The 24,676-nt window shown below is 61.5% G+C and carries 26 protein-coding genes; all 26 read right to left on the reverse strand.

Going from position 1 to position 24,676, the window contains the following annotated elements; genetic code table 11:
- Positions 1–29 precede the first annotated feature (29 nt).
- Complete coding sequence (gene tatA / locus U0004_RS00560; RefSeq protein ID WP_034780931.1) at positions 30–266, reverse strand: Sec-independent protein translocase subunit TatA; 237 nt, start codon at positions 264–266, stop codon at positions 30–32.
- An 80-nt stretch (positions 267–346) separates the two neighbouring features.
- Positions 347–718 (reverse strand): histidine triad nucleotide-binding protein, encoded by a 372-nt coding sequence (locus U0004_RS00565; RefSeq protein ID WP_070257794.1) that lies wholly within the window; start codon positions 716–718, stop codon positions 347–349.
- Between the two features lie 16 nt (positions 719–734).
- A complete protein-coding gene (locus U0004_RS00570; RefSeq protein ID WP_070257793.1) occupies positions 735–1,106 on the reverse strand; it encodes a phosphoribosyl-ATP diphosphatase in 372 nt (123 codons plus the stop codon).
- A complete protein-coding gene (gene hisI, locus U0004_RS00575; protein WP_070257792.1) occupies positions 1,103–1,540 on the reverse strand; it encodes a phosphoribosyl-AMP cyclohydrolase in 438 nt (145 codons plus the stop codon). Before hisI ends, U0004_RS00570 begins: the two co-directional genes overlap by 4 nt.
- A 34-nt stretch (positions 1,541–1,574) precedes the next feature.
- Positions 1,575–2,336, reverse strand: a complete 762-nt coding sequence (gene hisF, locus U0004_RS00580) for an imidazole glycerol phosphate synthase subunit HisF (protein WP_034753845.1) — start codon at positions 2,334–2,336, stop codon at positions 1,575–1,577.
- Positions 2,337–2,396: 60 nt separating this feature from the next.
- Positions 2,397–3,170, reverse strand: a complete 774-nt coding sequence (hisA, locus tag U0004_RS00585; protein ID WP_034780937.1) for a 1-(5-phosphoribosyl)-5-[(5-phosphoribosylamino)methylideneamino]imidazole-4-carboxamide isomerase — start codon at positions 3,168–3,170, stop codon at positions 2,397–2,399.
- Positions 3,171–3,225: 55 nt separating this feature from the next.
- Positions 3,226–3,864 (reverse strand): imidazole glycerol phosphate synthase subunit HisH, encoded by a 639-nt coding sequence (hisH, locus tag U0004_RS00590; RefSeq protein ID WP_071653704.1) that lies wholly within the window; start codon positions 3,862–3,864, stop codon positions 3,226–3,228.
- Between the two features lie 38 nt (positions 3,865–3,902).
- Complete coding sequence (gene hisB, locus U0004_RS00595; protein ID WP_010402123.1) at positions 3,903–4,493, reverse strand: imidazoleglycerol-phosphate dehydratase HisB; 591 nt, start codon at positions 4,491–4,493, stop codon at positions 3,903–3,905.
- A gap of 19 nt (positions 4,494–4,512) precedes the next feature.
- Entirely contained in the window at positions 4,513–5,607 is a 1,095-nt protein-coding gene (gene hisC, locus U0004_RS00600; RefSeq protein ID WP_070257791.1) for a histidinol-phosphate transaminase, read from the reverse strand.
- Positions 5,608–5,640: 33 nt separating this feature from the next.
- The gene (locus U0004_RS00605) at positions 5,641–6,582 is read right to left on the reverse strand and encodes a DNA-methyltransferase (RefSeq protein WP_370452787.1); all 942 of its coding nucleotides are present in this window, start codon (positions 6,580–6,582) and stop codon (positions 5,641–5,643) included.
- Positions 6,579–7,904, reverse strand: coding sequence for a histidinol dehydrogenase (gene hisD / locus U0004_RS00610; protein WP_070257790.1), 1,326 nt, complete (start codon positions 7,902–7,904; stop codon positions 6,579–6,581). Before hisD ends, U0004_RS00605 begins: the two co-directional genes overlap by 4 nt.
- A 26-nt stretch (positions 7,905–7,930) precedes the next feature.
- On the reverse strand, positions 7,931–8,599 hold the full coding sequence (gene hisG, locus U0004_RS00615; RefSeq protein WP_034780945.1) for an ATP phosphoribosyltransferase: 669 nt from the start codon (positions 8,597–8,599) through the stop codon (positions 7,931–7,933).
- A 12-nt stretch (positions 8,600–8,611) separates the two neighbouring features.
- Complete coding sequence (murA, locus tag U0004_RS00620) at positions 8,612–9,862, reverse strand: UDP-N-acetylglucosamine 1-carboxyvinyltransferase (protein WP_070257789.1); 1,251 nt, start codon at positions 9,860–9,862, stop codon at positions 8,612–8,614.
- Positions 9,863–9,866: 4 nt separating this feature from the next.
- The gene (locus U0004_RS00625) at positions 9,867–10,103 is read right to left on the reverse strand and encodes a BolA family protein (RefSeq protein WP_034753824.1); all 237 of its coding nucleotides are present in this window, start codon (positions 10,101–10,103) and stop codon (positions 9,867–9,869) included.
- Between the two features lie 46 nt (positions 10,104–10,149).
- Entirely contained in the window at positions 10,150–10,911 is a 762-nt protein-coding gene (locus U0004_RS00630; RefSeq protein WP_034780947.1) for an ABC transporter permease, read from the reverse strand.
- Positions 10,908–11,825: an ABC transporter ATP-binding protein gene (locus U0004_RS00635; protein ID WP_034780948.1), complete on the reverse strand. Its 918-nt coding sequence runs from the start codon at positions 11,823–11,825 to the stop codon at positions 10,908–10,910. Before U0004_RS00635 ends, U0004_RS00630 begins: the two co-directional genes overlap by 4 nt.
- Positions 11,826–12,036: 211 nt before the next feature.
- Positions 12,037–12,384: an STAS domain-containing protein gene (locus U0004_RS00640; protein WP_034780949.1), complete on the reverse strand. Its 348-nt coding sequence runs from the start codon at positions 12,382–12,384 to the stop codon at positions 12,037–12,039.
- 52 nt (positions 12,385–12,436) lie between these two features.
- Positions 12,437–13,072: an MlaC/ttg2D family ABC transporter substrate-binding protein gene (locus U0004_RS00645; protein WP_034780950.1), complete on the reverse strand. Its 636-nt coding sequence runs from the start codon at positions 13,070–13,072 to the stop codon at positions 12,437–12,439.
- A gap of 71 nt (positions 13,073–13,143) precedes the next feature.
- Positions 13,144–14,028, reverse strand: a complete 885-nt coding sequence (locus U0004_RS00650; RefSeq protein ID WP_070257788.1) for an MlaA family lipoprotein — start codon at positions 14,026–14,028, stop codon at positions 13,144–13,146.
- A complete protein-coding gene (gene mlaD / locus U0004_RS00655; RefSeq protein WP_034753810.1) occupies positions 14,025–14,495 on the reverse strand; it encodes an outer membrane lipid asymmetry maintenance protein MlaD in 471 nt (156 codons plus the stop codon). The genes U0004_RS00650 and mlaD overlap by 4 nt, the downstream gene beginning before the upstream one ends.
- Before the next feature lie 79 nt (positions 14,496–14,574).
- Positions 14,575–15,357 carry a lipid asymmetry maintenance ABC transporter permease subunit MlaE gene (gene mlaE, locus U0004_RS00660; RefSeq protein ID WP_034780952.1) on the reverse strand — a complete coding sequence of 261 codons (783 nt, stop codon included), beginning with the start codon at positions 15,355–15,357 and terminating at the stop codon, positions 14,575–14,577.
- Positions 15,354–16,163, reverse strand: coding sequence for an ABC transporter ATP-binding protein (locus tag U0004_RS00665; RefSeq protein ID WP_034781028.1), 810 nt, complete (start codon positions 16,161–16,163; stop codon positions 15,354–15,356). The genes mlaE and U0004_RS00665 overlap by 4 nt, the downstream gene beginning before the upstream one ends.
- A 259-nt stretch (positions 16,164–16,422) precedes the next feature.
- Positions 16,423–17,886, reverse strand: a complete 1,464-nt coding sequence (locus U0004_RS00670; protein WP_070257787.1) for a glutamate synthase subunit beta — start codon at positions 17,884–17,886, stop codon at positions 16,423–16,425.
- Positions 17,887–17,965: 79 nt separating this feature from the next.
- Positions 17,966–22,666: a glutamate synthase-related protein gene (locus U0004_RS00675; protein WP_070257786.1), complete on the reverse strand. Its 4,701-nt coding sequence runs from the start codon at positions 22,664–22,666 to the stop codon at positions 17,966–17,968.
- A 194-nt stretch (positions 22,667–22,860) separates the two neighbouring features.
- The gene (locus U0004_RS00680) at positions 22,861–23,568 is read right to left on the reverse strand and encodes a transposase (protein ID WP_070257785.1); all 708 of its coding nucleotides are present in this window, start codon (positions 23,566–23,568) and stop codon (positions 22,861–22,863) included.
- A 297-nt stretch (positions 23,569–23,865) separates the two neighbouring features.
- Positions 23,866–24,546: a response regulator transcription factor gene (locus tag U0004_RS00685; protein WP_034780956.1), complete on the reverse strand. Its 681-nt coding sequence runs from the start codon at positions 24,544–24,546 to the stop codon at positions 23,866–23,868.
- Positions 24,547–24,676: the final 130 nt, after the last annotated feature.

The following is a 24,676-nucleotide window of genomic DNA, read 5'->3' on the forward strand; positions in this document are numbered from 1 at the left end:
CCGGACGAGGCAAGCGCCCCGCCACGCTATCAGAACTTGCTTTTCTCTTTCGTCTCGACGTCGATGGTGCTTTTGTCGGCCACTTGCGATGGCGCAGCAGGAGGGGTATTGGCTGCCGGAGCGTCATCTTCGCCCTTGACGCCATCCTTGAAGCCTTTGACGGCCTTGCCGATATCACCGCCGATATTGCCCAGTTTCTTGGTGCCGAAGACCAGCATCACAATGACCAGAACGATCACCCAGTGCCAAATACTCAATGAACCCATCACATTCTCCTTGCGGGACGGTGCCCGAATAGCGTCAACCAATGCCGGTAGTATACACGTGAACCCGGCGCACGGCGAAATCAGTGCTGGCCGCGCCAGGGACGGGGGCCACCGTACACGTGCATGTGCAGGTGATACACCTCTTGCCCGCCGTTCGGGCCGCTGTTGATCATGGTCTTGAAGCCGCCGGCAGGCGTGCCATCGGCGTCATAGCTGACGGCGCAGCCGAACTCGGCAGCGAGTTTCGGCGCCAGGCGCAGCAGCTTGCCCAGCATTTCCGTGTGGCTATCGTCACAATCGGACAGGCTGGCCACGTGGCGCTTCGGGATCAACAGCAGATGCACGGGGGCGGCCGGGTTGATGTCCTTGAAGGCCAGCAAGTCCTCGTCTTCATACACGATGGTCGAGGGAATTTGTTTTGCAGCAATTTTGCAAAAAATGCAGTTATCCACGCACGCTCCAATCAGGTCAGTGTTTGTCTGTTTCGCCGGCGTCGCGCAGCTCATCCTTGCGCGCCGCCTTTTCTTCCAGGCCGGACAGGCCTTCGCGGCGCGCCAGCTCGTCGAGCACCTGCTGCGGCGTCAGGTCGAACTGCGCCAGCATCACCAGCGAGTGGAACCACAGGTCGGCGCATTCGTACAAGACCTTCGACGAGTCGTTGTCGCGGCGCGCATCCTTGGCGGCCATCACGGTTTCCGTCGCCTCTTCGCCGATTTTTTTCAGGATGGCGTCATCGCCCTTGGCAAACAGACGTGCGACATACGACGTGGCGGGGTCGCCGCCATTGGCCAGCTTGCGCGATTCGATCACGGCGGCCAGGCGTTTTAACGTTTCACTCATTTGCTCTTGCTTTCCGCGTAAATCGTCTCAGGGTCTTTCAGGACGGGGTCGGTGACTTGCCATTCGCCCGTTTTTTCGTCGCCTTCGAACTTCTGGAAGAAGCACGAATGGCGGCCCGTATGGCAGGCGATGCCGCCCGCTTGCTCGATTTTCAGCAAGACCACGTCTTCGTCGCAATCGAGGCGGATTTCCAGCACCTTTTGCGTGTGGCCCGATTCTTCGCCCTTGTGCCACAGTTTCTTGCGCGAACGGCTCCAGTACACGGCCTCGCCCAGTTCCACCGTGCGCGCCAGCGCGTCGCGGTTCATCCAGGCGAACATCAGCACGTCATTGCTGCCCGCTTCCTGCGCGATCACGGGCACCAGGCCGTGCTCGTCCCATTTGATCTTTTTCAGCCACTTGGCATTGCTTGCTACGATGGTTCCGTTTTGCATGTTCTTCTATCCTGCCTGTATTTACTGCTGATCTTTACGCCAGGCGCATGGGAATGCCCTGCTGCGCCATGAAACGCTTGGCTTCCTGTACCGTGTGCTGGCCATAGTGGAAGATGCTGGCGGCCAGCACGGCGTCCGCGCGGCCCACCTTGATGCCATCGACCAGATCCTGCAAGCCGCCCACGCCGCCCGAGGCGATGACGGGAATGCTGACGGCATCGGACACGCCGCGCGTCAGGCCCAGGTCGAAGCCGACCTTGGTGCCATCGCGGTCCATGCTGGTGAGCAAGATTTCGCCGGCGCCCAGGCTTTCCATTTTACGCGCCCACTCGAACGCGTCCAGGCCCGTGGCAGTGCGCCCGCCATGGGTAAACACTTCCCACTTGCCGGGCGACACCTGCTTGGCGTCGATGGCGACGACGATGCATTGCGAGCCGTGCTTTTGCGAGGCTTCGTACACCAGTTGGGGATTCGTCACGGCCGAGGTGTTGATGCTGACCTTGTCGGCGCCCGCGTTGAGCAGCCGGCGCACGTCTTCCACCACGCGCACGCCGCCGCCCACGGTCAGCGGAATGAACACTTGCGACGCCACGGCTTCGATGATGTCGAAGATCAGGCCGCGGTTGTCGCTGGACGCGGTAATGTCGAGGAAAGTGATTTCATCGGCGCCCTGCTCGTCATAACGGCGGGCAATTTCCACCGGGTCGCCGGCGTCGCGCAATTCCGTGAAATTGACGCCTTTGACAACGCGACCATTCGTCACGTCGAGGCAGGGGATGATACGTTTTGCAAGCATGATGGTATCCAGATTGTCGCCAGGCCAGGGCATGCACGCGCACGCCCCGGCCAGGCAGGCTTAAACGGCGGCGTCGGTCAGTTCGTCGGCGCGTTCCTGCGCCTGCGCCAGGTCGATCGTGCCTTCATAGATGGAACGGCCGCAGATCACGCCTTCGATGCCTTCGGCCTGGACCGCGCACAGCGCTTCCACGTCGCCGATATTGTGCAGGCCGCCCGAGGCGATAACGGGGATCTTGACGGCTTGCGCCAGCTTGACGGTGGCCTCGATATTGATGCCGCCCATCATGCCGTCGCGGCCGATGTCCGTATAGATGATCGATTCGACGCCGTAGGCTTCGAATTTTTTCGCCAGGTCGATCACTTCGTGGCCCGACATCTTGCTCCAGCCATCCGTTGCCACTTTGCCATCCTTGGCATCGAGACCGACGATGATGTGGCCCGGGAAGGCGCTGCAGGCGTCGTGCAGGAAACCGGGGCTTTTCACGGCCGCCGTGCCGATGATGATGTAGGTGATGCCGGCGTCGAGGTAGCGCTCGATGGTGTCGAGGTCGCGGATGCCGCCGCCCAGCTGCACGGGGATTTCCTCGATGTCGTTTTCCACGGCGAAATCCTGCACGGCTTTCAGGATGGCCTTGACGGCGCCTTCGTTCTTCGGCTTGCCGGCAAAGGCGCCGTTCAAGTCGACCAGGTGCAGCCGGCGCGCGCCTTGCATCAGCCAATGGCGGGCCATGTCGGCCGGGTCTTCGGAAAATACGGTGGCGAGTTCCATATCGCCTTGTTTCAGGCGTACGCAGTGACCGTCTTTCAGGTCGATGGCGGGAATAAGCAGCATGGTCAGTGTGGTTTAAAAGTGAGTGAGAGGCGGAAAAAAAGCCGGAGAGCCAACGTTAAGGTTGCCAGTGAACAAAGTTCTTGTACAGCTGCAAGCCAGCGGCAGCACTTTTTTCAGGGTGAAACTGTGTCGCGAAAATATTATCACGAGCGACGGCGCAAGCGAACGGCGCACCATAGACAGTCTCGCCCACCGTGTGCGCCGCCTCTTGAGGTTGAGCAAAATAGCTGTGCACGAAGTAAAAATACGCGTTGTCGGCAATGCCATCCCACATGACATGGGACGCCGTCTGCCGCACTTGGTTCCAGCCCATTTGCGGCACCTTGAAGCGCGAGCCATCTTCCTGCACCTGGCCGTCGAGCTGAAAGCGCACGACTTTGCCTGGCAACAAGCCCAGACCGGCCGCATTGCCTTCTTCACTGCCGTCGAACAACATTTGCTCGCCGATGCATACGCCCAGAACGGGCTTGCTGTCGGCGGCGCGCAGCAGCGCTTCGAGCACGCCCGATTCGCGCAGGCTGCGCATGCAGTCAGGCATGGCGCCCTGGCCCGGCAAGACGATGCGGTCGGCGCTGTCGATGTCTTCCACCGCGCCGGAAATGCGTACGTCGGCTTCCGGCGCCACGGCGCGCAGCGCTTGCGCTACCGAGCGCAAATTGCCCATGCCGTAATCCACCACCACAATTTTATTCATGTTTGATCCCGGAATCTACACTATAGCGAGAGCGGCGCTTACAGGCTGCCCTTGGTCGATGGAATGATGCCGGCCGCGCGCTCGTCGAGCTCGGCAGCCATGCGCAGCGCGCGGCCAAAGGCCTTGAACACGGTTTCGCATTGATGGTGGGCATTCGTGCCGCGCAGGTTGTCGATATGCAATGTCACGCCCGCATGGTTGACGAAGCCGCGGAAAAATTCCAAGGTCAGGTCGACGTCGAAGCCGGCGATCATGGCGCGCGTAAACGGGATGTGGTATTCGATGCCCGGGCGGCCCGAGAAATCGAGCACCACGCGCGACAGCGCCTCGTCCAGCGGCACATACGCGTGGCCGTAGCGGCGGATGCCCTTCTTGTCGCCGATGGCCTTGGCCACGGCCATGCCCAGGGTGATGCCCACGTCTTCCACCGTATGGTGGTTATCGATATGCACGTCGCCCGTCGCTTCGATATCCAGGTCGATCAAGCCGTGGCGGGCGATCTGGTCCAGCATATGGTCGAGGAAGGGCACGCCCGTATTGAGCTTTTGCTGGCCCGTGCCGTCCAGGTTGAGGGCGACGCGAACTTGCGTCTCATTGGTGTTGCGCGTGATTTCTGCGGTGCGGTTCATGGGAGGCTCTGGCGATAGGCTAAACGAGGGATGCCTTGAAGGCATCGTAAAAAAGGGAATTTTCTTCCGGGGTGCTGACGCTGATGCGCAGGCAATTGGCCAGCGCAACATGCATTTTACTCATATTTTTAATTAAAACCCTGCGGGCAAGCAGTTTTGCGCAAACATCGTCGGAATCAGCCACACGAATCAGAAGAAAATTTGCCTTCGAGGGAAACACGGTCACGCCGGGCAGTTCCGCCAGGCGCAGCGCCAGGTCGTCGCGCGCGCTGTTGAGCAGGGCCGCCTGGGCATTGAGCACGTCGAGATGATCGAGCGCGAATTCGGCCGCCGCCTGCGTCAGCACATTCACGTTATACGGCGGGCGCACTTTTTCAAATTGCGCCAGCAGGGCCGGCGCGGCCGACATGTAGCCGAGGCGGATGCCGGCCAGGCCCAGTTTCGACACGGTGCGCATCACCACCAGGTTTTCGAACTCGGGCAAACGGCCCATGAAGCTGTGCTGCGCGAACGGCTCATACGCTTCGTCGACGACGGCGATGCCCGTGTCGCCCAGGGCCGCCAGGATGCGTTCGATATCGGCAGCGGCAAACAGGTTGCCCGTCGGGTTGTTCGGATAGGCGAGGAAGACCAGCGCCGGGCGGTGCTCTTCGATCGCCGCCAGCATGGCGTCCATGTCCAGGCTGAAGTCCGGATTCAACGGCACGCCGACGAAATCCATGCCGGCGAACTGCGCCGAGCGCGCATACATGACGAAGGCGGGCACGGGCGCCAGCAGCACGGCGCGCTTGCCCGGCTCCTGGCGGGCGCATGCCATGGCCAGGATGGAAATGAGTTCATCGGAGCCGTTGCCCAGCATGACGTCAAAGCCGGCGGGCACGCCCAGCTTGGCGCAGATGGCCGCCTGCAGGCTGGCGTACGACGGTGGATAGCGGTTCAGCGCCACGCCGGCCAGGCGCGCGCCCAGCTCCTCGCGCAGATGCTGCGGCAGCGGATACGGGTTTTCCATCGCATCGAGTTTGATGTAACCGCTGGCATCGGCTACCTGGTAGCTTTTGACGGCCCGCACATCGGAGCGCACGGTGTTGCTGATTAACTGATCGAGGAAAGACATGCTGCAAACACTCCTGATGGAATTAAATGGAGACTAAATGACGACGTCGTCCGGCACGGCGGCGCTGCGCGCCTTGCGGGCCGGCGCTTTTTTCACGGCGGGCGGTTTCTTCACGGCGGCCGGTTTTTTGGCCGCTGCCGGTTTCTTCGCTGCCGCCTTGGCGGGCTTGGTCGCGGCCAATGTGGCCGGTTCGGCCAGCTCCTGCGTCAATGCCGCCAGCCGCTGTTCGATGATGGCGCAGTAGTCGGGGTTCAGTTCAAAGCCGACGAAATCGCGCCCGCAGCGCTTCGCCGCCAGGGCCGTGGTGCCGCTGCCCATGAACAGGTCGAGCACCACGCCGCCGGGCGGGCACGACGCCTTGAGCATGCGCTCGATGATCTCGAGCGGCTTTTGTGTCGGGTGGTCGGCCCGTTCCGGGTGTTCCTTGTGCAGGCGCGACACGCTCCACAAGTCTTTCGGGTTGTAGCCCACTTCCAGCCATTTGGCGCCGATGAAGATCGAGCGCGAACGGGCTTTCTTGGTGGCCGCGTCGTAGGCGATGCGCACCGCGTCAAGGTCGAAGTAATAATCCTTGCGCTTGACGAAGAAGCCGATGGTATCGTGCACCGATGAAAAGCTGCGCACGCTGCCGCCCATGGACGGCACGCGGCGGTCCCAGATGATTTCATTCATCATCGCCATGCGCTGTTTCAGCATGACGAAGATCTCTGGCGAATAGCGCCAGGTGAGGAAGATATACAGGCTGCCGTTGGCTTTCAGCTTGGGCAGTGCCGCATCGATCCATTCTTCCGTCCAGCGCAGGTAATCGGCCACCGACTGCTGGTCCGAGGCATTGCCGTAATCCTTGCCCAGGTTGTACGGCGGATCCGTCAGGATCAGGTCCACCGAACCATCGGGAATGCGCGCCAGCCCTGCCAGCGCATCTTCGCAATAGACCCGGTTGACCCAGTCCGGCTGCTCCGCCATATTCGTCATGGCTGCGGCTTCAGACGCAGTTCGGCGCTGCGTGCGTGCGCTTGCAAGCCTTCGCCATACGCCAGCGTGGCAGCGACACGGCCCAGGGTTTGCGCGCCCGCTTCACTGACGTGAATGATGGACGAGCGCTTCTGGAAATCGTACACGCCCAGCGGCGACGAAAAGCGCGCCGTGCGCGAAGTCGGCAGCACGTGATTGGGACCGCAGCAATAGTCGCCCAGCGATTCGGACGAGAAGCGGCCCAGGAACATCGCGCCCGCATGGCGGATCTGCTCGGCCCACTGCTGCGGGTTTTCCGCCGAGATTTCCAGGTGTTCCGCGGCGATGCTGTTGGCGATCTCGCACGCTTCCTCCATGCTGCGCACCTTGATCAGCGCGCCCCTGTCCTGCAGCGAGGTGCTGATGGTGGCCTGGCGCGGCATCGTCGGCAGCAGCTTGGCGATGCTCTCTTCGACTTGGGCGATGTAGTCGGCGTCAGGGCACAGCAGAATCGCCTGCGCCAGTTCGTCGTGCTCGGCCTGCGAAAACAGATCCATCGCGACCCAGTCCGGGTCCGTCGTGCCGTCGCACAGCACCAGGATTTCCGATGGCCCGGCGATCATGTCGATGCCGACGATGCCGAACACGCGGCGCTTGGCGGCGGCCACATAGGCGTTGCCGGGGCCGACGATTTTATCCACGGCGGCAATCGTCTGCGTGCCGTAGGCCAGCGCGCCAACGGCCTGCGCGCCGCCGATGGTGATCACGCGCGTCACGCCGGCAATCGCCGCGGCGGCCAGCACCATCTGGTTTTTCACGCCGTCCGGCGTCGGCACCACCATGATGATCTCGCCCACGCCCGCCACGTGCGCGGGAATGGCGTTCATCAGCACGGACGACGGGTAGGCGGCCTTGCCGCCCGGGACGTAGATGCCGACCCGGTCGAGCGGCGTGATCTTCTGGCCCAGCACCGTGCCATCGGGCTCGGTATAGCTAAAACCGCGCAATTCCTCGCGCTGGCGTTCGTGGAAGGCGCGGATGCGCTGCGCGGCGATCTGCAGCGCCTCGCGCTGCGCCGACGGCAAGCCGTTCAGGGCCGCCTGCAATTCGGCTTGCGAAATATCAAAGGCCGCCATTTCCGCCGCGCCGCCATGCGGGATGCGGTCGAAACGGTTGGTGTATTCCAGTACGGCGGCATCGCCGCGCGTTTTCACATCGGCCAGGATTTTCGCGACCGACATTTCAATCGCTGCATCGGTGCCCGCCTCGAACGCCAGCAGCGTGTCGAGCGATTGTTGGAAACCATCCTGGCTTGAATCGAGCTTGCGTATCTGTATCGGCATAATCGGCTTTCTGCTACTGAATGTGTCTAGGCTTGCGAGGCGCGTTCAAACGCCTCGATAATCGGCTGCAAGCGCTCGCGCTTGAGCTTGAGCGCAGCCTGGTTGACCACCAGGCGCGACGAGATTTCCATGATGTGCTCGACCTCGACGAGGTTATTCGCGCGCAAGGTGCTGCCCGTGCTGACCAGGTCGACGATGGCATCGGACAGGCCGACCAAAGGCGCCAGCTCCATCGAGCCATACAGCTTGATCAGGTCGACGTGCACGCCCTTGGCGGCGAAGTGCTCGCGCGCCGTGTGCACGAACTTGGTGGCCACGCGCAGGCGCGCGCCCTGGTGCACGGCCTTTTCGTAATCAAAACCGGCCTGCACCGCCACCGACATGCGGCAGGCGGCGATATTCAGGTCGATCGGCTGGTACAGGCCTTCGCCGCCGTGTTCGAGCAGGACATCCTTGCCCGCCACGCCGAAATCGGCCGCGCCGTACTGCACGTAGGTCGGCACGTCGCTGGCGCGCACGATGATGACGCGCACGTTCGGATCGTTGGTGGCCAAAATCAGCTTGCGCGAGGTCTCCGGGTTTTCCAGCACCCGGATGCCGGCCGCTTCCAGCAGCGGCATGGTGTCCTCAAAAATGCGGCCTTTCGAGAGCGCCAGTATCAGCTGCGAATTGTCGCCCGTGTTCGATCCGTTCATGCTCGTTCCTTGTTATTTGATGCGTACGATGTTCGCGCCGACGGCGGAGAGCTTCACTTCCATGCGGTCGTAGCCGCGGTCGAGGTGATAGATGCGGTCGATCAGCGTTTCGCCGTCGGCGGCCAGGGCCGCGATCACCAGCGACGCCGAGGCGCGCAGGTCGGTCGCCATCACGGGCGCGCCGCGCAGCTGCTTGACGCCGGCGATGATGGCCGTGTTGCCCTCGATGGTGATATCGGCGCCCAGGCGGTTCATTTCCTGCACGTGCATGAAGCGGTTCTCGAAAATCGTCTCGGTGACGCGGCTGGCGCCGTTGGCGATCGTGTTCACGGCCATGAACTGCGCCTGCATGTCGGTCGGGAAGCCCGGGTATTCCGTCGTGCGGAAGCTGACGGGGTTCGGACGGGCCGACATCTCGGCGCGGATCCAGTCGGCGCCGAAGGTCATCGTCAGGCCCATGGCGCGCAGCTTGTCGAGCGCCGCGTCGAGGATATCGGTGCGCACGTTGCGCAGGGTGATGTCGCCACCGGTGGCCGCCACGGCGCACAGGAAGGTGCCCGTTTCGATACGGTCGGCGATCACCGCGTGGGAAGCGCCGTGCAAGGCGTCCACGCCCTGGATCACCAGGCGGCTGGTGCCGATGCCGTCGATCTTCGCGCCCATGGCCACCAGCAGGTGCGCCAGGTCGGTCACTTCCGGTTCGCAGGCGGCGTTTTCCAGGATGGTCTCGCCTTCGGCCAGGGTCGCGGCCATCAGCAGGTTCTCGGTGCCGGTGACGGTGATCATGTCGGTGACGATGCGCGCGCCTTTCAGCTTGGCGCACTTGGCGTAGATGTAGCCCGCCTCGATGCGGATCTCGGCGCCCAGCGCTTCCAGGCCCTTGATGTGCTGGTCGACGGGGCGCGAACCGATGGCGCAGCCGCCCGGCAGCGAGACCTTGGCTTCGCCGAAGCGCGCCAGCATGGGGCCCAGCACGAGAATCGAGGCGCGCATGGTTTTCACCAGTTCATACGGCGCTTCCAGAGTGTCGATGGCGCTGCCGTTGAGGACCACACGGTCGCCGTCCTGCTGCACTTTCAGGCCCGTCTGGCCCAGCAGTTTCAACATGGTGGCCACGTCGTGCAAATGCGGCACGTTGGTCAGGTCCAGGTCGCCCGCAGTCAGCAGACCGGCGCACAGGATGGGCAGGGCGGCGTTTTTCGCGCCGGAGATGGCGATGTCGCCGTTCAGGCGGTTGCCGCCGTTGATGAGGAGCTTGTCCATGTGCTTATCCTTGGAATTCTTCAGGTGTCAGGGTTTTCATCGACAGCGCGTGGATTTCTTCGCGCATGCGGTCGCCCAGCGCCGCGTAGACGATCTGGTGGCGCTGGATCAAACGCTTGCCGGCAAACGCGGGCGAGACGATCACGGCCTGGAAGTGCTGGCCATCGCCCTCCACTTCGAGGTGCGTGCATTCGAGGCCGGCCGACAGATAGCCGTGGATCAGTTCTGGAGTGGTGGTCACGATAAGTCCTTGATATTGAATAATGTAGTGATGGGGTGTGCCGCAATTAGTGGCGTAATCGGTAACCGCTTTTCAGCAGGCGGATCGACGCCAGCGCCAGGATCACGAGGAAGCCGGCGACGATGGACAGGCTGAGCCACGGGCTGACGTCGGACACGCCGAAGAAGCCGTAACGGAAGCCGTCGATCATGTAGAAGAAGGGGTTCAGGTGCGACACCGTCTGCCAGAATGGCGGCAGCGAATGGATCGAATAGAACACGCCCGACAGGAAGGTGGCCGGCATGATCAGGAAGTTCTGGAAGGCGGCCAGCTGGTCGAATTTCTCGGCCCAGATGCCGGCGATCAGGCCCATGGTGCCCAGCATCGCGGCGCCAAGAAACGCGAAGACGACGATCCACAGCGGCGCGACATACGACAGGTCGGCGAACCAGCAAGTGATGGCAAACACGCCAAAGCCCACGGCCAGGCCGCGCGCGACGGAAGCGAGTACATACGCCGAGAAGATTTCCCAGTGCGACAGGGGCGTCAGCAGCACGAACACCAGGTTGCCCGTGATCTTCGACTGGATCAGCGAGGACGAGGAATTGGCAAACGCGTTTTGCAGCACGCTCATCATCACCAGGCCGGGAATCAAAAAGGCGGTGTAGCTGACGCCGGGGCTCGGCTCCACGCGGCCATCGAGCACATGGCCGAATACCAGCAGGTACAGCATCGACGTGAGCACGGGCGCGGCCACGGTTTGCGTCGCCACTTTCCAGAAGCGCAGCGTCTCTTTGTAGACGAGGGTGCGAAATCCTGTCGAAATCATACGGTACCTTTATCCATGATCTGCAAGAAGATATCTTCCAGGTCGGCTTGTTGCAATTGCATTTCATCGATCTCGGTGCCCGCTTCGCGCAGGCGGGCGAGGATTTTTTCGACTTCGCTGTATTCGTTGACGCGCAGGCTGAACTTGTTCGGCGCCTGCTGTTCTTCCGGGTGCAGCACCAGGTGCTGCAGGTCGGCCGGCAAGGCGCCGTGTTTCAGGTGCACCTGCAGCTGCGAGCCGGCGATGCGGCGGATCAGGGCCGACATGGTGTCGAGCGCCACCACCTTGCCCGTCTTCAGCATGGCCACGCGCTGGCACATGGCTTGCGCCTCTTCCAGGTAGTGGGTGGTCAGGACGACCGTGTGGCCGCCTTCGCGGTTCAGGCGCGAGATGAACTTCCACAGGGTCTGGCGCAGTTCCACGTCGACGCCGGCAGTCGGCTCATCGAGCACGATCACGGGCGGCTTGTGCACCAGCGCCTGGGCCACCAGCACGCGACGCTTCATGCCGCCGGACAGGGCGCGCATATTCGTGTCGGCCTTGCCGGTGAGGTCGAGGTTTTCCATGACCTCGTCGATCCACTTGTCGTTGTTCGGCAGGCCGAAGTAACCGGACTGCAGGCGCAGGGTTTCGCGCACGGTGAAGAACGGGTCGAACACCAGTTCCTGCGGCACCACGCCCAGGTTGCGGCGCGCATTGCGGAAGTCCGTGACGACATCGTGGCCGTGGATCTTGACGGTGCCCGCGTCGGGGCGTATCAGGCCGGCGATGATGGAAATGAGGGTCGTCTTGCCGGCGCCATTCGGGCCGAGCAGGCCGAAAAATTCGCCTTCCTCGATGGCCAGCGACACGCCGCCCAGCGCCTTGAGCGATTTATAGCTCTTTTCTACATTCGTTATTTGAATTGCGGTCATGTGCTTGTTTCAAGTGTAATGCGTCTGGTGTGATGCGCCAGTTGCCGGAGACATCCAGGCCGGCAGGCCGGTGCAGGGCGCCGCCTTCAGGCGAGGACGGCGCAACAGTCAATTATAGTTGGAAAATTCGTGGAACACTTGGAGATCAATCCGGCGGCGCTGCTGGCCTGCCGGCTTGAAAGCTACTGCTGATGCGGGGAGTGGGACAGGATCAATGATGATGCAGGTCGGACGGGCTGCGTTCGGCGTGGCCGCCGGCGCTGGCGCAGTCGTCGGCGCTCAGGGTGCTCGAGACGAGCGAGCAGACGCCATACAGCTTGGTGAGGTTTTTCAGGTTGTTCGGCAGGTTTTTCAGCTCCAGCACGCCGCCAGCATCCTGCGCGGCGCGTTGCCACGTCAGCATGACGGAGACGGCTGCCGAATCGACGGCCTTGACGTTGCGCAAGTCAAACTTCGTCTGACCTGAGCGGATGGCGTCCAGACCCTGCTCCAATGCCGAAGTGGCATTGTGCACGGTCAGGGAAGTCAGGGACTGCAAGGTGTCGAGAGAGTCTGGCATGGCGTCGGGCTGCGCTGGTCTGGAGCTGGGTCAGGAGCTATATGATAGCCGATTATTTGGCTTTGGCAGCGGGACGGCTGGCCAGGGCCTTGTTTTTCGCGGCCAGGGTCTTGATCAGGCCATCGATGCCGCCTTTGCTGATCTCGCTGGCAAAGCTGCTTTTGTACGTTTCCACCAGCCACGCGCCAAGCACGTTGATGTCATAGATCTTCCAGCCGGACGGGGTTTTCGCCACGCGGTAGTTCAGGGGCACGGGTTCGCCGCGCGCCACGTTCACCTGCGAGCGCACTTCCACTTCCGTATCGCTAGGATCGGCGCGCAGCGGCTTGAATTCCACGGTCTCGTTCTTGATCTGCGACAAGGCGCCCGAGTATGTGTAGATCAGCAGGGTGCGGAATTCCGCGGCCAGCTGCTTTTGCTGGTCGGGCGTGGCATCGCGCCAGTGGCGGCCGGCGGCCAGCGCCGTCATGCGCTGGAAATCCACGTACGGCAAGATCTTGCTTTCCACCAATTCCGTGACGCGCTTGATATCGCCAGCCTGGATGGCCTTGTCCGACTTGGCCGTGTCGATCACGTCCTGGCTGATGCGTTTGACCAATACGTCCGGCGCTTCCACGGCGGGGGCGGCCTGGGCGGCGGTGGCAAAGGCGATGGTGGCCATCGCCAGCAGTTGTTTCATCAATTTCATGGTTTACCTTTCATGGTGTTGCTATGCACCGGCTGGCGTTGATCGCAGCCGTGGTGTTCCTGTACCGGAGTTTACTCCTGCGACTTGGCCTCGGATGCAACGGTATTGCTACCAGATGTTACGAGGTCCGCAGGTGCCAGCTGGGCGGCAACCTTGGCGGGCGGCGCTTCTACCGGGGCCGCCTGGGGTTTCGCATCGTACTCCGGCTCGTAATCGCTGGTGTCGTTTTTTGGCACTTTGCGGTCGCGGCGGTCCGTATCGCCATCGAAAACCTTGCTTTCGCGCGCCTGCAGGAAGCCGTCGCGGATGAATTCATAACGGTCCAGCGCGGCCGCTTCCATCAGATTGGTCGCGTCGAGCAGCGCGGCGCGCTTGTCGACCACGCGCGTCACCGTGCCGATATTGCGCACATTGACCGGATCCTTGTAGCGCCACGGGTCGCCCGCGATATCGAGCGGCAGGGCCGCCGTGTCGCGCACGGTCGATGGGCCCAGCAGCGGCAGCATCACGTACGGACCCGACTGGACGCCATACCAGCCCAGGGTCTGGCCAAAGTCTTCGCTATGCTTAGGGATGCCCGCCTGCGAGGCGATATCGATCAGGCCAAGGATACCGAAAGTCGAGTTCATGCTGACGCGCACGACGTCTTGCAAGCCCGCTTCACCCTTGCCTTGCAATAAGTTGTTTACGGCGCTCCACACGTCGGACAAGTTGCCGAAGAAGTTGCCCACGCCCGTTTGCACGAACGATGGCGTGACTTTCTTGTAAGCCGTGGCGACCGGTTTCAGGGCCACCTGGTCAACGGTGTCGTTGAACTTGAACATGGCGCGGTTATACCCTTCCAGCGGGTCGCGCGGGTTGGTGCCGGTGGCGCAAGCGCTCACGCTGGCGGCGATGGCCATGGCCAGGCCGATACGTACCAGGCTGCCTTGGGATTGCTTGGTCGACTCGCTCATTTGCTGTCCTTTCCTTCCGCTGCCTTGCTGTAGATGAACTGATTGATCAGGTCTTCCAGCACTGTGGCCGATTGAGTACGGGCGATCTTGTCGCCCTCTGCCAGGTTCGCCAAATCGCCGCCTGCTTCCAGGCCGATATATTGCTCACCCAGCAAACCGGCCGTCAAAATCTTGGCCGAGCTGTCTTTCGGAAATTTGTAGCCATCTTCGATGTCGAGTTTCACCAGCGCCTGGTAGGTCTTGTCGTCAAAGACGATTTCCGAGACCCGGCCCACAACCACGCCGGCACCCTTGACGGGCGCCTGCGGCTTGAGGCCGCCAATATTGTCGAACTTGGCGCTAATGGTATACGTCTTGCTGAAAGACAGCGAGCTCATATTGCCGGCCTTGAGCGCCAGAAACATCAATGCCGCCACACCCAGCAAGACGAACAAGCCGACCCAGACATCCAAAGATTTACGTTGCATAAACAATCCTAAATAATTTTTACTTGCTGCCGCCTGCGCAACATCTTGCCCAGGCCCGCTGTTTGTAGCTGATCGGCAATTACTTGCTAAACATCAACGCCGTCATCATGAAATCGAGCCACCACACCATCAACGATGAAATGACCACCGTGCGCGTGGTGGCGCCGGACACGTCTTCCGGCGTCGGCTGTGCCTGGTAACCCTGGAACAGCGCGATGAAGGTCACGGCAATACCGAACACCAGGCTCTTGATGGTGCCATTGCCCACTTCCTTCCAGACATCCACGCCGCCTTGCATCTGCGACCAGAACGAGCCTTCATCGACGCCGATCAGCACCACGCCGACCAGATAGCTGCCGATGATGCCGACGGCCGTGAAGATGGCGCCCAGAATCGGCATGGCGATCACGCCGGCCCAGAAACGGGGCGCCAGCACGCGCTGGATCGGGTTTACGGCCATCATTTCCATGGCCGACAATTGCTCGCCCGCCTTCATCAGGCCGATTTCCGCCGTCAGCGACGTGCCGGCGCGGCCCGCGAACAGCAGCGCCGTGACGACCGGGCCCAGTTCGCGCGTCAGGGACAGCGCCACCAGCAAGCCCAGCGACTGTTCGGCGCCGTACGTGGTCAAGGTGTAATACCCTTGCAAGCCCAGCACCATGCCGACAAACAGGCCGGAGACGGCAGTAATCACCAGAGAGCGGTTACCGATAAAAAACAGTTGCTCAATCACCAGACGCGGACGGCGCCACAGCCCGCCCGACGAGGCGATAATGATAAAAAACGAACGCACGGCAAAGCCGAGGTCTTGTACCGAATTGCGCAACCATGCACCGATCGCCGCCAGGAAACGCGCGATCATCGGCCGCCCCCCGTCTGCAGACCCAGGTCGTCGGCCAGCGACTTGCCCGGATAATGGAACGGCACGGGGCCATCGGCCTCGGCATTGACGAACTGCTTGACGTACGGATGCGTCGACACGGCCATCTCGGCCGGCGTGCCGTGCGCCACGATCTTGCCCGATGACAGAAAATAGACATAATCAGCGATGGCGAAACACTCCTTCACATCGTGCGATACCAGGATAGACGTGGAGCCCAGCGCATCGTTCAGATTGCGGATCAAATTCGCCGTCACGCCCATGGAAATCGGGTCCAGGCCGGCGAACGGCTCGTCATACATGATCAGTTCGGGGTCGAGCGCGATGGCGCGCGCCAGCGCGACGCGGCGGCCCATGCCGCCCGAGATCTCGGCCGGCTTCAATTGCGCCGCATTGCGCAGTCCCACGGCGTGCAGCTTCATCAGCACCAGGGTGCGGATCAGCTCTTCATTCAAGTCCGTATGTTCGCGCAGGGGAAACGCCACGTTCTCGAACGCCGTCAAGTCCGTAAACAGGGCGCCGTGCTGGAACAGCATGCCCATCTTGCGGCGCAACTGGTATAACTCATCGGTCCCCAGCGTATGCACGATCTGCCCGTCGACATTCACGGAACCGGAACTGGGACGCAGCTGCCCGCCGATCAGGCGCAATACGGTCGTCTTGCCACTGCCGGAGCCACCCATGACGGCCACAACTTTTCCACGTGGGAAATCCATTTGAAGGCCCGATAAAATCGAACGTTCTCCATAGGCAAAGTGTAAATCACGGATCTCAACAAGATTTGGCACGACGAAGCTCACTATTTTAATGGCGTATTGTAGTGCAGAAACGCCAACCTCTGCTGAGACACCCCTTGGGACAGCCCCGTAAAGGGGAAGAATACAACACTAATGAATCGAAAGTCAGATATTGTAGTGGAAATTCGGCCGCCACATCGCGTCCCTGCCCGATGGCATGCATGGCTGTTGACTTGACAAGTAAAAAGAACAAAGGCCACGTCGCGATCCGCGCCGTGGCCCTGGCAAAAAACGAACAATTGCTCGTTTTTTAGCGTGGCAGCAGGGATGCGCCCATCAGGAACTCATCGACGGCGCGCGCGCACTGGCGCCCTTCGCGGATGGCCCAGACCACCAGCGACTGGCCACGGCGCATGTCGCCTGCCGCAAACACCTTGGCCACCGACGTCTGGTAGCAGCCGGCGCCATCCGTTGTCGCCTTGACATTGCCGCGCGCATCCGTATCGACGCCGAACGCTTCCAGCACTTGTTGCACAGGGGAAACAAATCCCATGGCCAGGAAGACCAGGTCCGCCTTCATCTCGAATTCCGAGTTCGGCACTTCGCTCATCTTGCCGTCTTTCCACTCGACGCGGCAGGCGATCAGCTTTTCCACCTTGCCGCCCTTGCCTTCGAAACGCTTGGTGGCCACGGCCCAGTCGCGCTCGCAGCCTTCCTCGTGCGAGGACGAGGTGCGCAGCTTGGTCGGCCAGTAAGGCCAGACCAGCGGCTTGTTTTCCTGTTCCGGCGGCTGCGGCATCAGTTCGAACTGGGCCACCGAGGCGGCGCCATGGCGGTTCGAGGTGCCGACGCAGTCGGAACCCGTGTCGCCGCCGCCGATCACCACCACATGCTTGCCCGTCGCCTTGATCTGGTCCTTGAGCTTGTCGCCCGCGTTGACCTTGTTTTGCAACGGCAGGAAATCCATGGCGAAATGCACGCCTTTCAGCTCGCGGCCCGGCACGGGCAAGTCGCGCGGCTGCTCGGCGCCGCCGGCCATGATGACGGCGTCGAATTCTTTTTCCAGGTCTTCCGGGAAAATGGTTTCCTTGGCCCAGTTGTTGACGTGGGCCGGGAAATCCTTGCCCACCAGCACGCTAGTGCGGAAGACCACGCCTTCGGCTTCCATCTGTTTCACGCGCAGGTCGATGTGCGATTTTTCCATCTTGAAGTCGGGGATGCCGTAACGCAGCAAGCCACCGACCCGGTCGCTCTTTTCAAACACGGTGACGGCATGGCCGGCGCGCGCCAGCTGCTGCGCCGCCGCCAGGCCCGCGGGGCCGGAACCGACGATGGCCACTTTCTTGCCGGTGCTGAATCCCGCCGGCTGCGGCGTGACCCAGCCGTGTTCCCAGCCCATGTCGATGATTTTATGTTCGATGGACTTGATGCCGACCGGATCTTCGTGGATGCCCAGGGTGCATGCCGATTCGCACGGCGCCGGGCAGATGCGGCCCGTAAATTCCGGGAAGTTATTCGTCGAATGCAAGATGTCCAGCGCTTCGCGGTAGGCGCCGCGGTACACCAGGTCATTCCAGTCAGGAATGATGTTATTCACGGGGCAACCCGTGGTGCAGAAGGGAATGCCGCAATCCATGCAGCGCGCGCCTTGCACGGTCGCTTGCGCGTCCGACAGGTGCAGCACGAATTCCTTGTAGTTCTTCAGACGCGCGGCAGGCTCCAGATAGTGTTCGTCCTGGCGCTTGAATTCCATGAAGCCGGTAATTTTACCCACGATGTTTCCTTTGTATTTGCTGGCTGGGAGCGGCTTGGCCGCTCCCTGTCATTGCTCTATGCGATTGATCTTGGCTGGCTCAGGCGGCGACGGCTTGGACTTCCATGGCGGCATCGGCAGCCATCTCAATCAGCGCGCGCTTGTATTCGTTCGGGAAGACCTTCACGAACTTGCCGCGCGCCGCGGCCCAGTCGTCCAGCAGGACACGGGCGCGGGTGCTGCCCGTGTGCTTGAAGTGACGCTCGATCAGGCGCTTGAGGATGACCTCGTCGGCTTCCGGCACGCCGTCGCGGTGCTGCGTATGCCAGGCATCGCGGTCGAGGTGCTGTTCCACTGCGGACACGACCTTGTCCAGGCTGACCATGGCCGTGTTGCACTTGCTGGCAAAGTCGCCGGCCGGGTCATACACATAGGCGATGCCGCCCGACATGCCGGCCGCGAAGTTGCGTCCCGTGTTGCCCAGGACCACCACCGTGCCGCCCGTCATGTATTCGCAGCCATGGTCGCCCAGGCCCTCGACCACCGTGGTGGCGCCCGAGTTGCGCACGGCAAAGCGTTCGCCCGCCACGCCATTGAAGAAGGCTTCGCCGGCGATGGCGCCATACAGCACCGTGTTGCCGATGATGATGTTATCCACGGCCCAGCCACGGAATTCCGTATTCGGCCGCACGATGATGCGTCCGCCCGACAGGCCCTTGCCCACGTAATCGTTGCCTTCACCCACCAGGTCGATCGTGATGCCGTGCGCCAGGAAGGCGCAGGCCGACTGACCCGCCGTGCCTTGCAGCTGGATGTGGATGGTGTCGTCCGGCAAGCCGGCATGGCCGTATTTCTTCGCCACTTCGCCGGACAGCATGGTGCCCACCGTGCGGTTCAGGTTGCGCACGGGCGAGATGAAGGAAACGCGCTCGCCCTTTTCCAGCGCCGCGCGCGCTTGCGCGATCAGCTTGTGGTCCAGCGCCTTTTCCAGCGCATGGTCCTGGAATTCTACGTGGCGACAGGCTTGGCCATCCGGCGTTTCCGGCTTGTAGAAGATGGCCGAGAAGTCCAGACCCTGCGCCTTCCAGTGCGAAATCGCCTTCGACTTGTCCAGCAAGTCCACGCGGCCGATCAGTTCGTCATACGTGCGGATGCCCAGCTGCGCCATCAATTGACGGGCTTCTTCGGCCACGAAGAAGAAGTAATTGACGACATACTCGGGTTTACCCGAGAACTTGGCGCGCAGCACCGGATCTTGCGTGGCCACACCTACCGGGCAGGTATTCAAGTGGCATTTGCGCATCATGATGCAGCCTTCGACCACCAGCGGCGCCGTGGCGAAGCCGATTTCGTCGGCGCCCAGCAGGGCGGCGATGACCACGTCGCGGCCCGTCTTCATCTGGCCATCGGCTTGCACGCGGATGCGGCTGCGCAAGCCGTTCAGTACCAGCGTTTGTTGCGTTTCGGCCAGACCCAACTCCCACGGCGTGCCCGCATGCTTGACGGACGACAATGGCGAAGCGCCCGTGCCGCCGTCGTGGCCGGCGACCACCACGTGGTCGGCTTTCGCCTTGGTCACGCCGGCAGCCACCGTGCCGATGCCCACTTCCGACACCAGCTTCACGGAAATCGAGGCACGCGGGTTGGCATTCTTCAAGTCATGGATCAGCTGCGCCAGATCTTCGATCGAATAGATGTCGTGGTGCGGCGGCGGCGAAATCAGGCCCACGCCCGGCACGGAAAAGCGCAGGCTGGCGATGTATTCCGACACTTTATGACCCGGCAACTGGCCGCCTTCGCCCGGTTTTGCGCCCTGCGCCATCTTGATCTGGATCTGGTCGGCCGAATTCAGGTAGGCGGCCGTGACGCCGAAACGTCCGGACGCCACCTGCTTGATGCGCGAACGCATGGAATCGCCTTCCTGCAGCGGAATGTCGACGACGATCTGCTCGGCGCCCACGACGGAAGCCATGGTGTCGCCCTGGCGGATCGGGATGCCCTTCAATTCCTGCGTGTAGCGGTTCGGATCTTCGCCGCCTTCGCCCGTGTTCGACTTGCCGCCGATGCGGTTCATGGCCACGGCCAGCGTCGCGTGCGCTTCCGTGCTGATCGAGCCGAGCGACATGGCGCCCGTGGCAAAGCGCTTGACGATTTCCTTGGCCGGTTCCACTTCATCGAGCGGGATGGCCTTGGTCGGGTCGAGCTTGAACTCGAACAGGCCGCGCAGGGTCAGGTGGCGACGGCTCTGGTCGTTGATGATCTGCGCGTACTCTTTATAGCTGGAGAAATTGTTGCTGCGCGTCGAGTGCTGCAGCTTGGCAATCGCATCCGGCGTCCACATGTGGTCTTCGCCGCGCACGCGGAAGGCGTATTCGCCGCCCGCGTCGAGCTTGTCCACCAGCACGGGATCGTTGCCGAAGGCCAGCGCGTGCAGGCGCAGCGCTTCTTCCGCCACTTCAAACACGCCGATGCCTTCCACGTTCGACGCCGTGCCCTTGAAGTATTTGTCCACCAGCGATTTGTTAAGGCCGATGGCTTCGAAGATTTGCGCGCCGCAGTACGACATATACGTGGAAATGCCCATCTTCGACATGACCTTCATCAAGCCTTTGCCGACAGCCTTGGTGTAGTTGTAGATGGCCTTGTCACCCGACAAGTCGCCTGGCAAGCCATGCGCCATCTCGACCAGGGTTTCCATGGCCAGATATGGGTGGACGGCTTCCGCGCCGTAGCCGGCCAGCAAGGCGAAGTGGTGCGTTTCGCGGGCCGAGCCCGTTTCCACGACGAGGCCGGTGGAGGCGCGCAAGCCCTTGCTCACCAGATGCTGATGCACGGTGGAGGTGGCCAGCAGCGCGGGGATCGCCACCTGGTCGGCGCAAATGGCGCGGTCCGAGACGATCAGGATGTTGTGGCCCGACTTGACGGCGTCGACGGCTTCCGCGCACAGCGAGGCCAGGCACGCTTCCACGCCTTCCTTGCCCCAGGCCAGCGGGTAGCAGATGTCCAGTTCGTACGACTTGAACTTGCCGCCCGTGTGGGCGCTGATGTTGCGCAAACGGGCCATGTCGTCAAAGCCCAGCACGGGCTGCGCCACTTCCAGACGCATCGGCGGGTTGACGTTATTCGTATCGAGCAAGTTCGGTTTCGGGCCGATGAAGGACACGAGCGACATCACCATCGCTTCGCGGATCGGGTCGATCGGCGGATTCGTCACTTGCGCGAACAGTTGCTTGAAGTAGTTATACAGCGGTTTGAGCTTGTTCGACATGACGGCCAGCGGCGAGTCATTGCCCATCGAGCCCGTCGCTTCTTCGCCGGCCACGGCCATAGGCGCCATGAGGAACTTCAAGTCTTCCTGTGTATAGCCGAACGCCTGCTGGCGGTCGAGCAACGATGGCTGCTCTTTTTCGCCTTGCGCGCGGTCCAGCTTGGCTTGTCCTTCGGCCAGCTTGATCTCGTCGAGCTTGATGCGCACCGAGTTGATCCACGCTTTATATGGCTTGGCGTTGGCGTAGGTGTTTTTGAGTTCCTGGTCGTCGATGATGCGGCCCGCTTCCAGGTCGATCAGGAACATCTTGCCAGGCTGCAAGCGCCATTTCTGGATGATCTTCGACTCGGGAATCGGCAGCACGCCCGATTCCGACGCCATCACCACCAGGTCGTCGTCCGTGACGATGTAGCGCGCGGGACGCAAGCCGTTGCGGTCCAAGGTGCCGCCGATGTGGCGGCCATCCGTGAACGCCATGGCGGCGGGGCCGTCCCACGGTTCCATCATGGCCGCGTGGTATTCATAGAAGGCGCGGCGGTTGTCGTCCATCGTCGTGTGGTTTTCCCACGCTTCCGGAATCATCATCATCATCGCCTGGGCGATCGGGTAGCCGGCCATCAACAGCAGTTCCAGCGCATTGTCGAAGCACGCCGTGTCGGACTGGCCTTCATAGATCAGGGGGAACAGTTTTTGCAGGTCGTCGCCCAGCACGGCCGACTTCATCACGCCTTCGCGCGCGCGCATCCAGTTGAAGTTGCCTTTGACGGTGTTGATCTCGCCGTTATGCGCGATCAGACGGTACGGGTGGGCCAGCGGCCATTCCGGGAAAGTATTCGTCGAGAAACGCTGGTGCACGAGGGCCAGGGCCGAGATGCAGCGCGCATCCTGCAAGTCCTTGTAGTAGACGCCCACCTGGTCGGCCAGCAGCAAGCCCTTATAGACAATGGTGCGCGCCGACATTGACGGCACGAAGAATTCCTTGCCGTGCAGCAGTTTCAAGGCCTGGATGGCGTGGCCCGACGATTTGCGGATCACATACAGTTTGCGCTCGAGCGCGTCGGTGACCATGATGTCCGGGCCGCGGCCGATGAAAATCTGGCGGATGACCGGTTCCTTGGCGCGCACGGTGGGCGACATCGGCATGTCCGTATCGATGGGCACGTTGCGCCAGCCCAGCACGACTTGTCCCTCGATGCGCACAGCGCGTTCGATTTCCTGTTCGCACGCGATGCGCGACGCATGTTCCTTCGGCAAGAAGACCATGCCCACGCCGTATTCACCAGGCGGCGGCAATTCCACGCCCTGCTTGGCCATTTCTTCGCGGTAGTACTGGTCAGGAATCTGGATCAGGATGCCGGCGCCATCGCCCATCAGCGCATCGGCGCCCACGGCGCCCCGGTGATCGAGGTTTTTCAGAATCAGCAAACCCTGTTCGACGATCGAATGGGTCTTGTTGCCCTTGATATGGGCGACGAAACCGACGCCGCAGGCATCGTGTTCATTGGCTGGGTCGTACAGGCCTTGCGCTTTCATGGGCTTCTCCGCTGCATATGACTATCGAAAAACTAGAGTAGTGCAACGCAACAAAAAACTCAACTACAATAATTAGGGTCGGAGTCGAATTAAATTCGATTCCGTCGCTCTAAAAATTTAATAGGGACATAGTCAAAGCAATTTCAATAAAACGTGAGAAAGAAACCATTTTTTGTTTTAAATGCGAATGCTTTTCAATTGGTGTCCGCTTCGGCCACGATTTTGCGGGGACGGCCCCGCTTGGCCGGCAGCACTTGCCGCTGCATTTTGTGCTCCAGCGCCTGCTTGAAAGCGTCGGCACCCAGCGGCCAGCCCTTCAATACAGCCTCTTCCACCACTTTCACCTGGCTGCGGCCCAGGCCTTGCTCGAACAGGCGCAGATAGGCCGCCTCGCGGTCGAACGGCGTATTGCCCAGCGCCCAGTACAGCGCATGGTCGGTGATGACGGGATCGGGACGCACGCCCGCATGGTGGGCATAGCTGGACCAGCTATAGTCCAGCGCCTGGCCCGCCAAACCCGTTTGCACGGGTACGCATTCCAGGTAGCGGCAGCAAGTGAGGAAGAAATTGTCGGGATCGATGACGGAAGTTTTGTAGCGTCCCTGCCACAGTGCCCCCTCGCGGCCGTATTTCTGGTTGAAATACGGGACGTAATAGCGTCCCAGCCACTGCATCAGCTGCCCCAGACCCGTCGCATCGCTGGGCGTGGCCAGCAAATGTAGCTGATCAGGCAATAAAACGTAGGCATGGATGGCCACCTTGAACATTTTTGCCCCGGTTTTCAGCCAGGAAAGGAATTGCGCGTAATCGGCCGCATCCTGGAACACGGGCTGGCGGTTGCTGCCGCGCTGGATCACGTAATGGGGCAGTGCTGGAATGATGAGGCGGGGCAAGCGGGCCATGGCAGAATCGGCAAAAGAAGGCTAAGGCCTTGATTTTACACAGTATGCGTGCCGGACGCGACTCTGACCCTGTTTTATTTGAAATGCTGGAAAAGGCGGCTGACTCTGTCCCTTAATTTTGCGACGCGACGTTCATGCGCCTTCGCAAACAGCCTGTGGGTAATTCCAGCGGCCGCCCTTGTCGAGGCAGCTGTCGATTTTCCATTCCTGACGTAGCCACAGAGCAGCACAGGACAAGCCAACGATCAACAGCAGCCCAAGCGGAACACGCCATTTCATCCGGACCGCCTCTGCTGGTCAGGACAAATTGAAACTGGCCGACAAGCTGTAACCTTCGCCATACGCGCTGCGCAGCGGCAAGTCCTGGCCCAGGCCCGTCTTGGCTTTCTTGCGCAGGCGGTACACGAGCATGTCGACGCGGCGGCCCGCATCGGGATCTTCGCCGCCCATGCCGGCCACGATGACGTCGCGCGGCACGGGGCGGGTATTGATGGTGAGCAAGTGCAGGAAGTTGAATTCTTTTTCCGTCAGGGCGATGACTGAACCCATCAGCTCAAGTTGGCGCGCGCTTACCTTCAAGGTCCACTTGCCCGGCTCGGGCACGGGATCTTGCGGGCCGACGCGGCGGTCGAGCGCTTCGATGTGGGCGGCCAGTTCGGGGAATTTGATCGGCTTGGTCAGATAGTGGTCGGCGCCCAGGCGCAAGCCCAGGATGCGGCTGTCGAAAGCGACACGCCCCGTCAGGACCAGCACGCCAATTTGCGGATACAGCTGGCGCATGCGGGGAATGACGTTGAAGCCGTCCTCATCGGGCAAGCCCAGGTCCAGTACCACCACGCCAACATTACCATGGCTCAACGCCGTCCACATCCCGCCAGCGGAGCTGGTGATATGAACTTCGTGTTCGAGCTCAACGAGAAACTCCGCCATATCTTCGGCGTAGTCCAGATTGTCTTCGACGATCAGTATTTTCGTCATTGCAACGCCATTCTTCCGTTAGTGAGCTACCGTGGGCAAACCATGCCATTCACTTCTACACCATGATGGACGGCACAATAGGTTTACGTCAAGGAATTATCACGGTTGCCTTCAGCGGAAGCAAGGCTTT

This window comes from Janthinobacterium lividum (assembly GCF_034424625.1).
In the GTDB taxonomy this organism is placed as follows: Bacteria; Pseudomonadota; Gammaproteobacteria; order Burkholderiales; family Burkholderiaceae_D; genus Janthinobacterium; species Janthinobacterium lividum.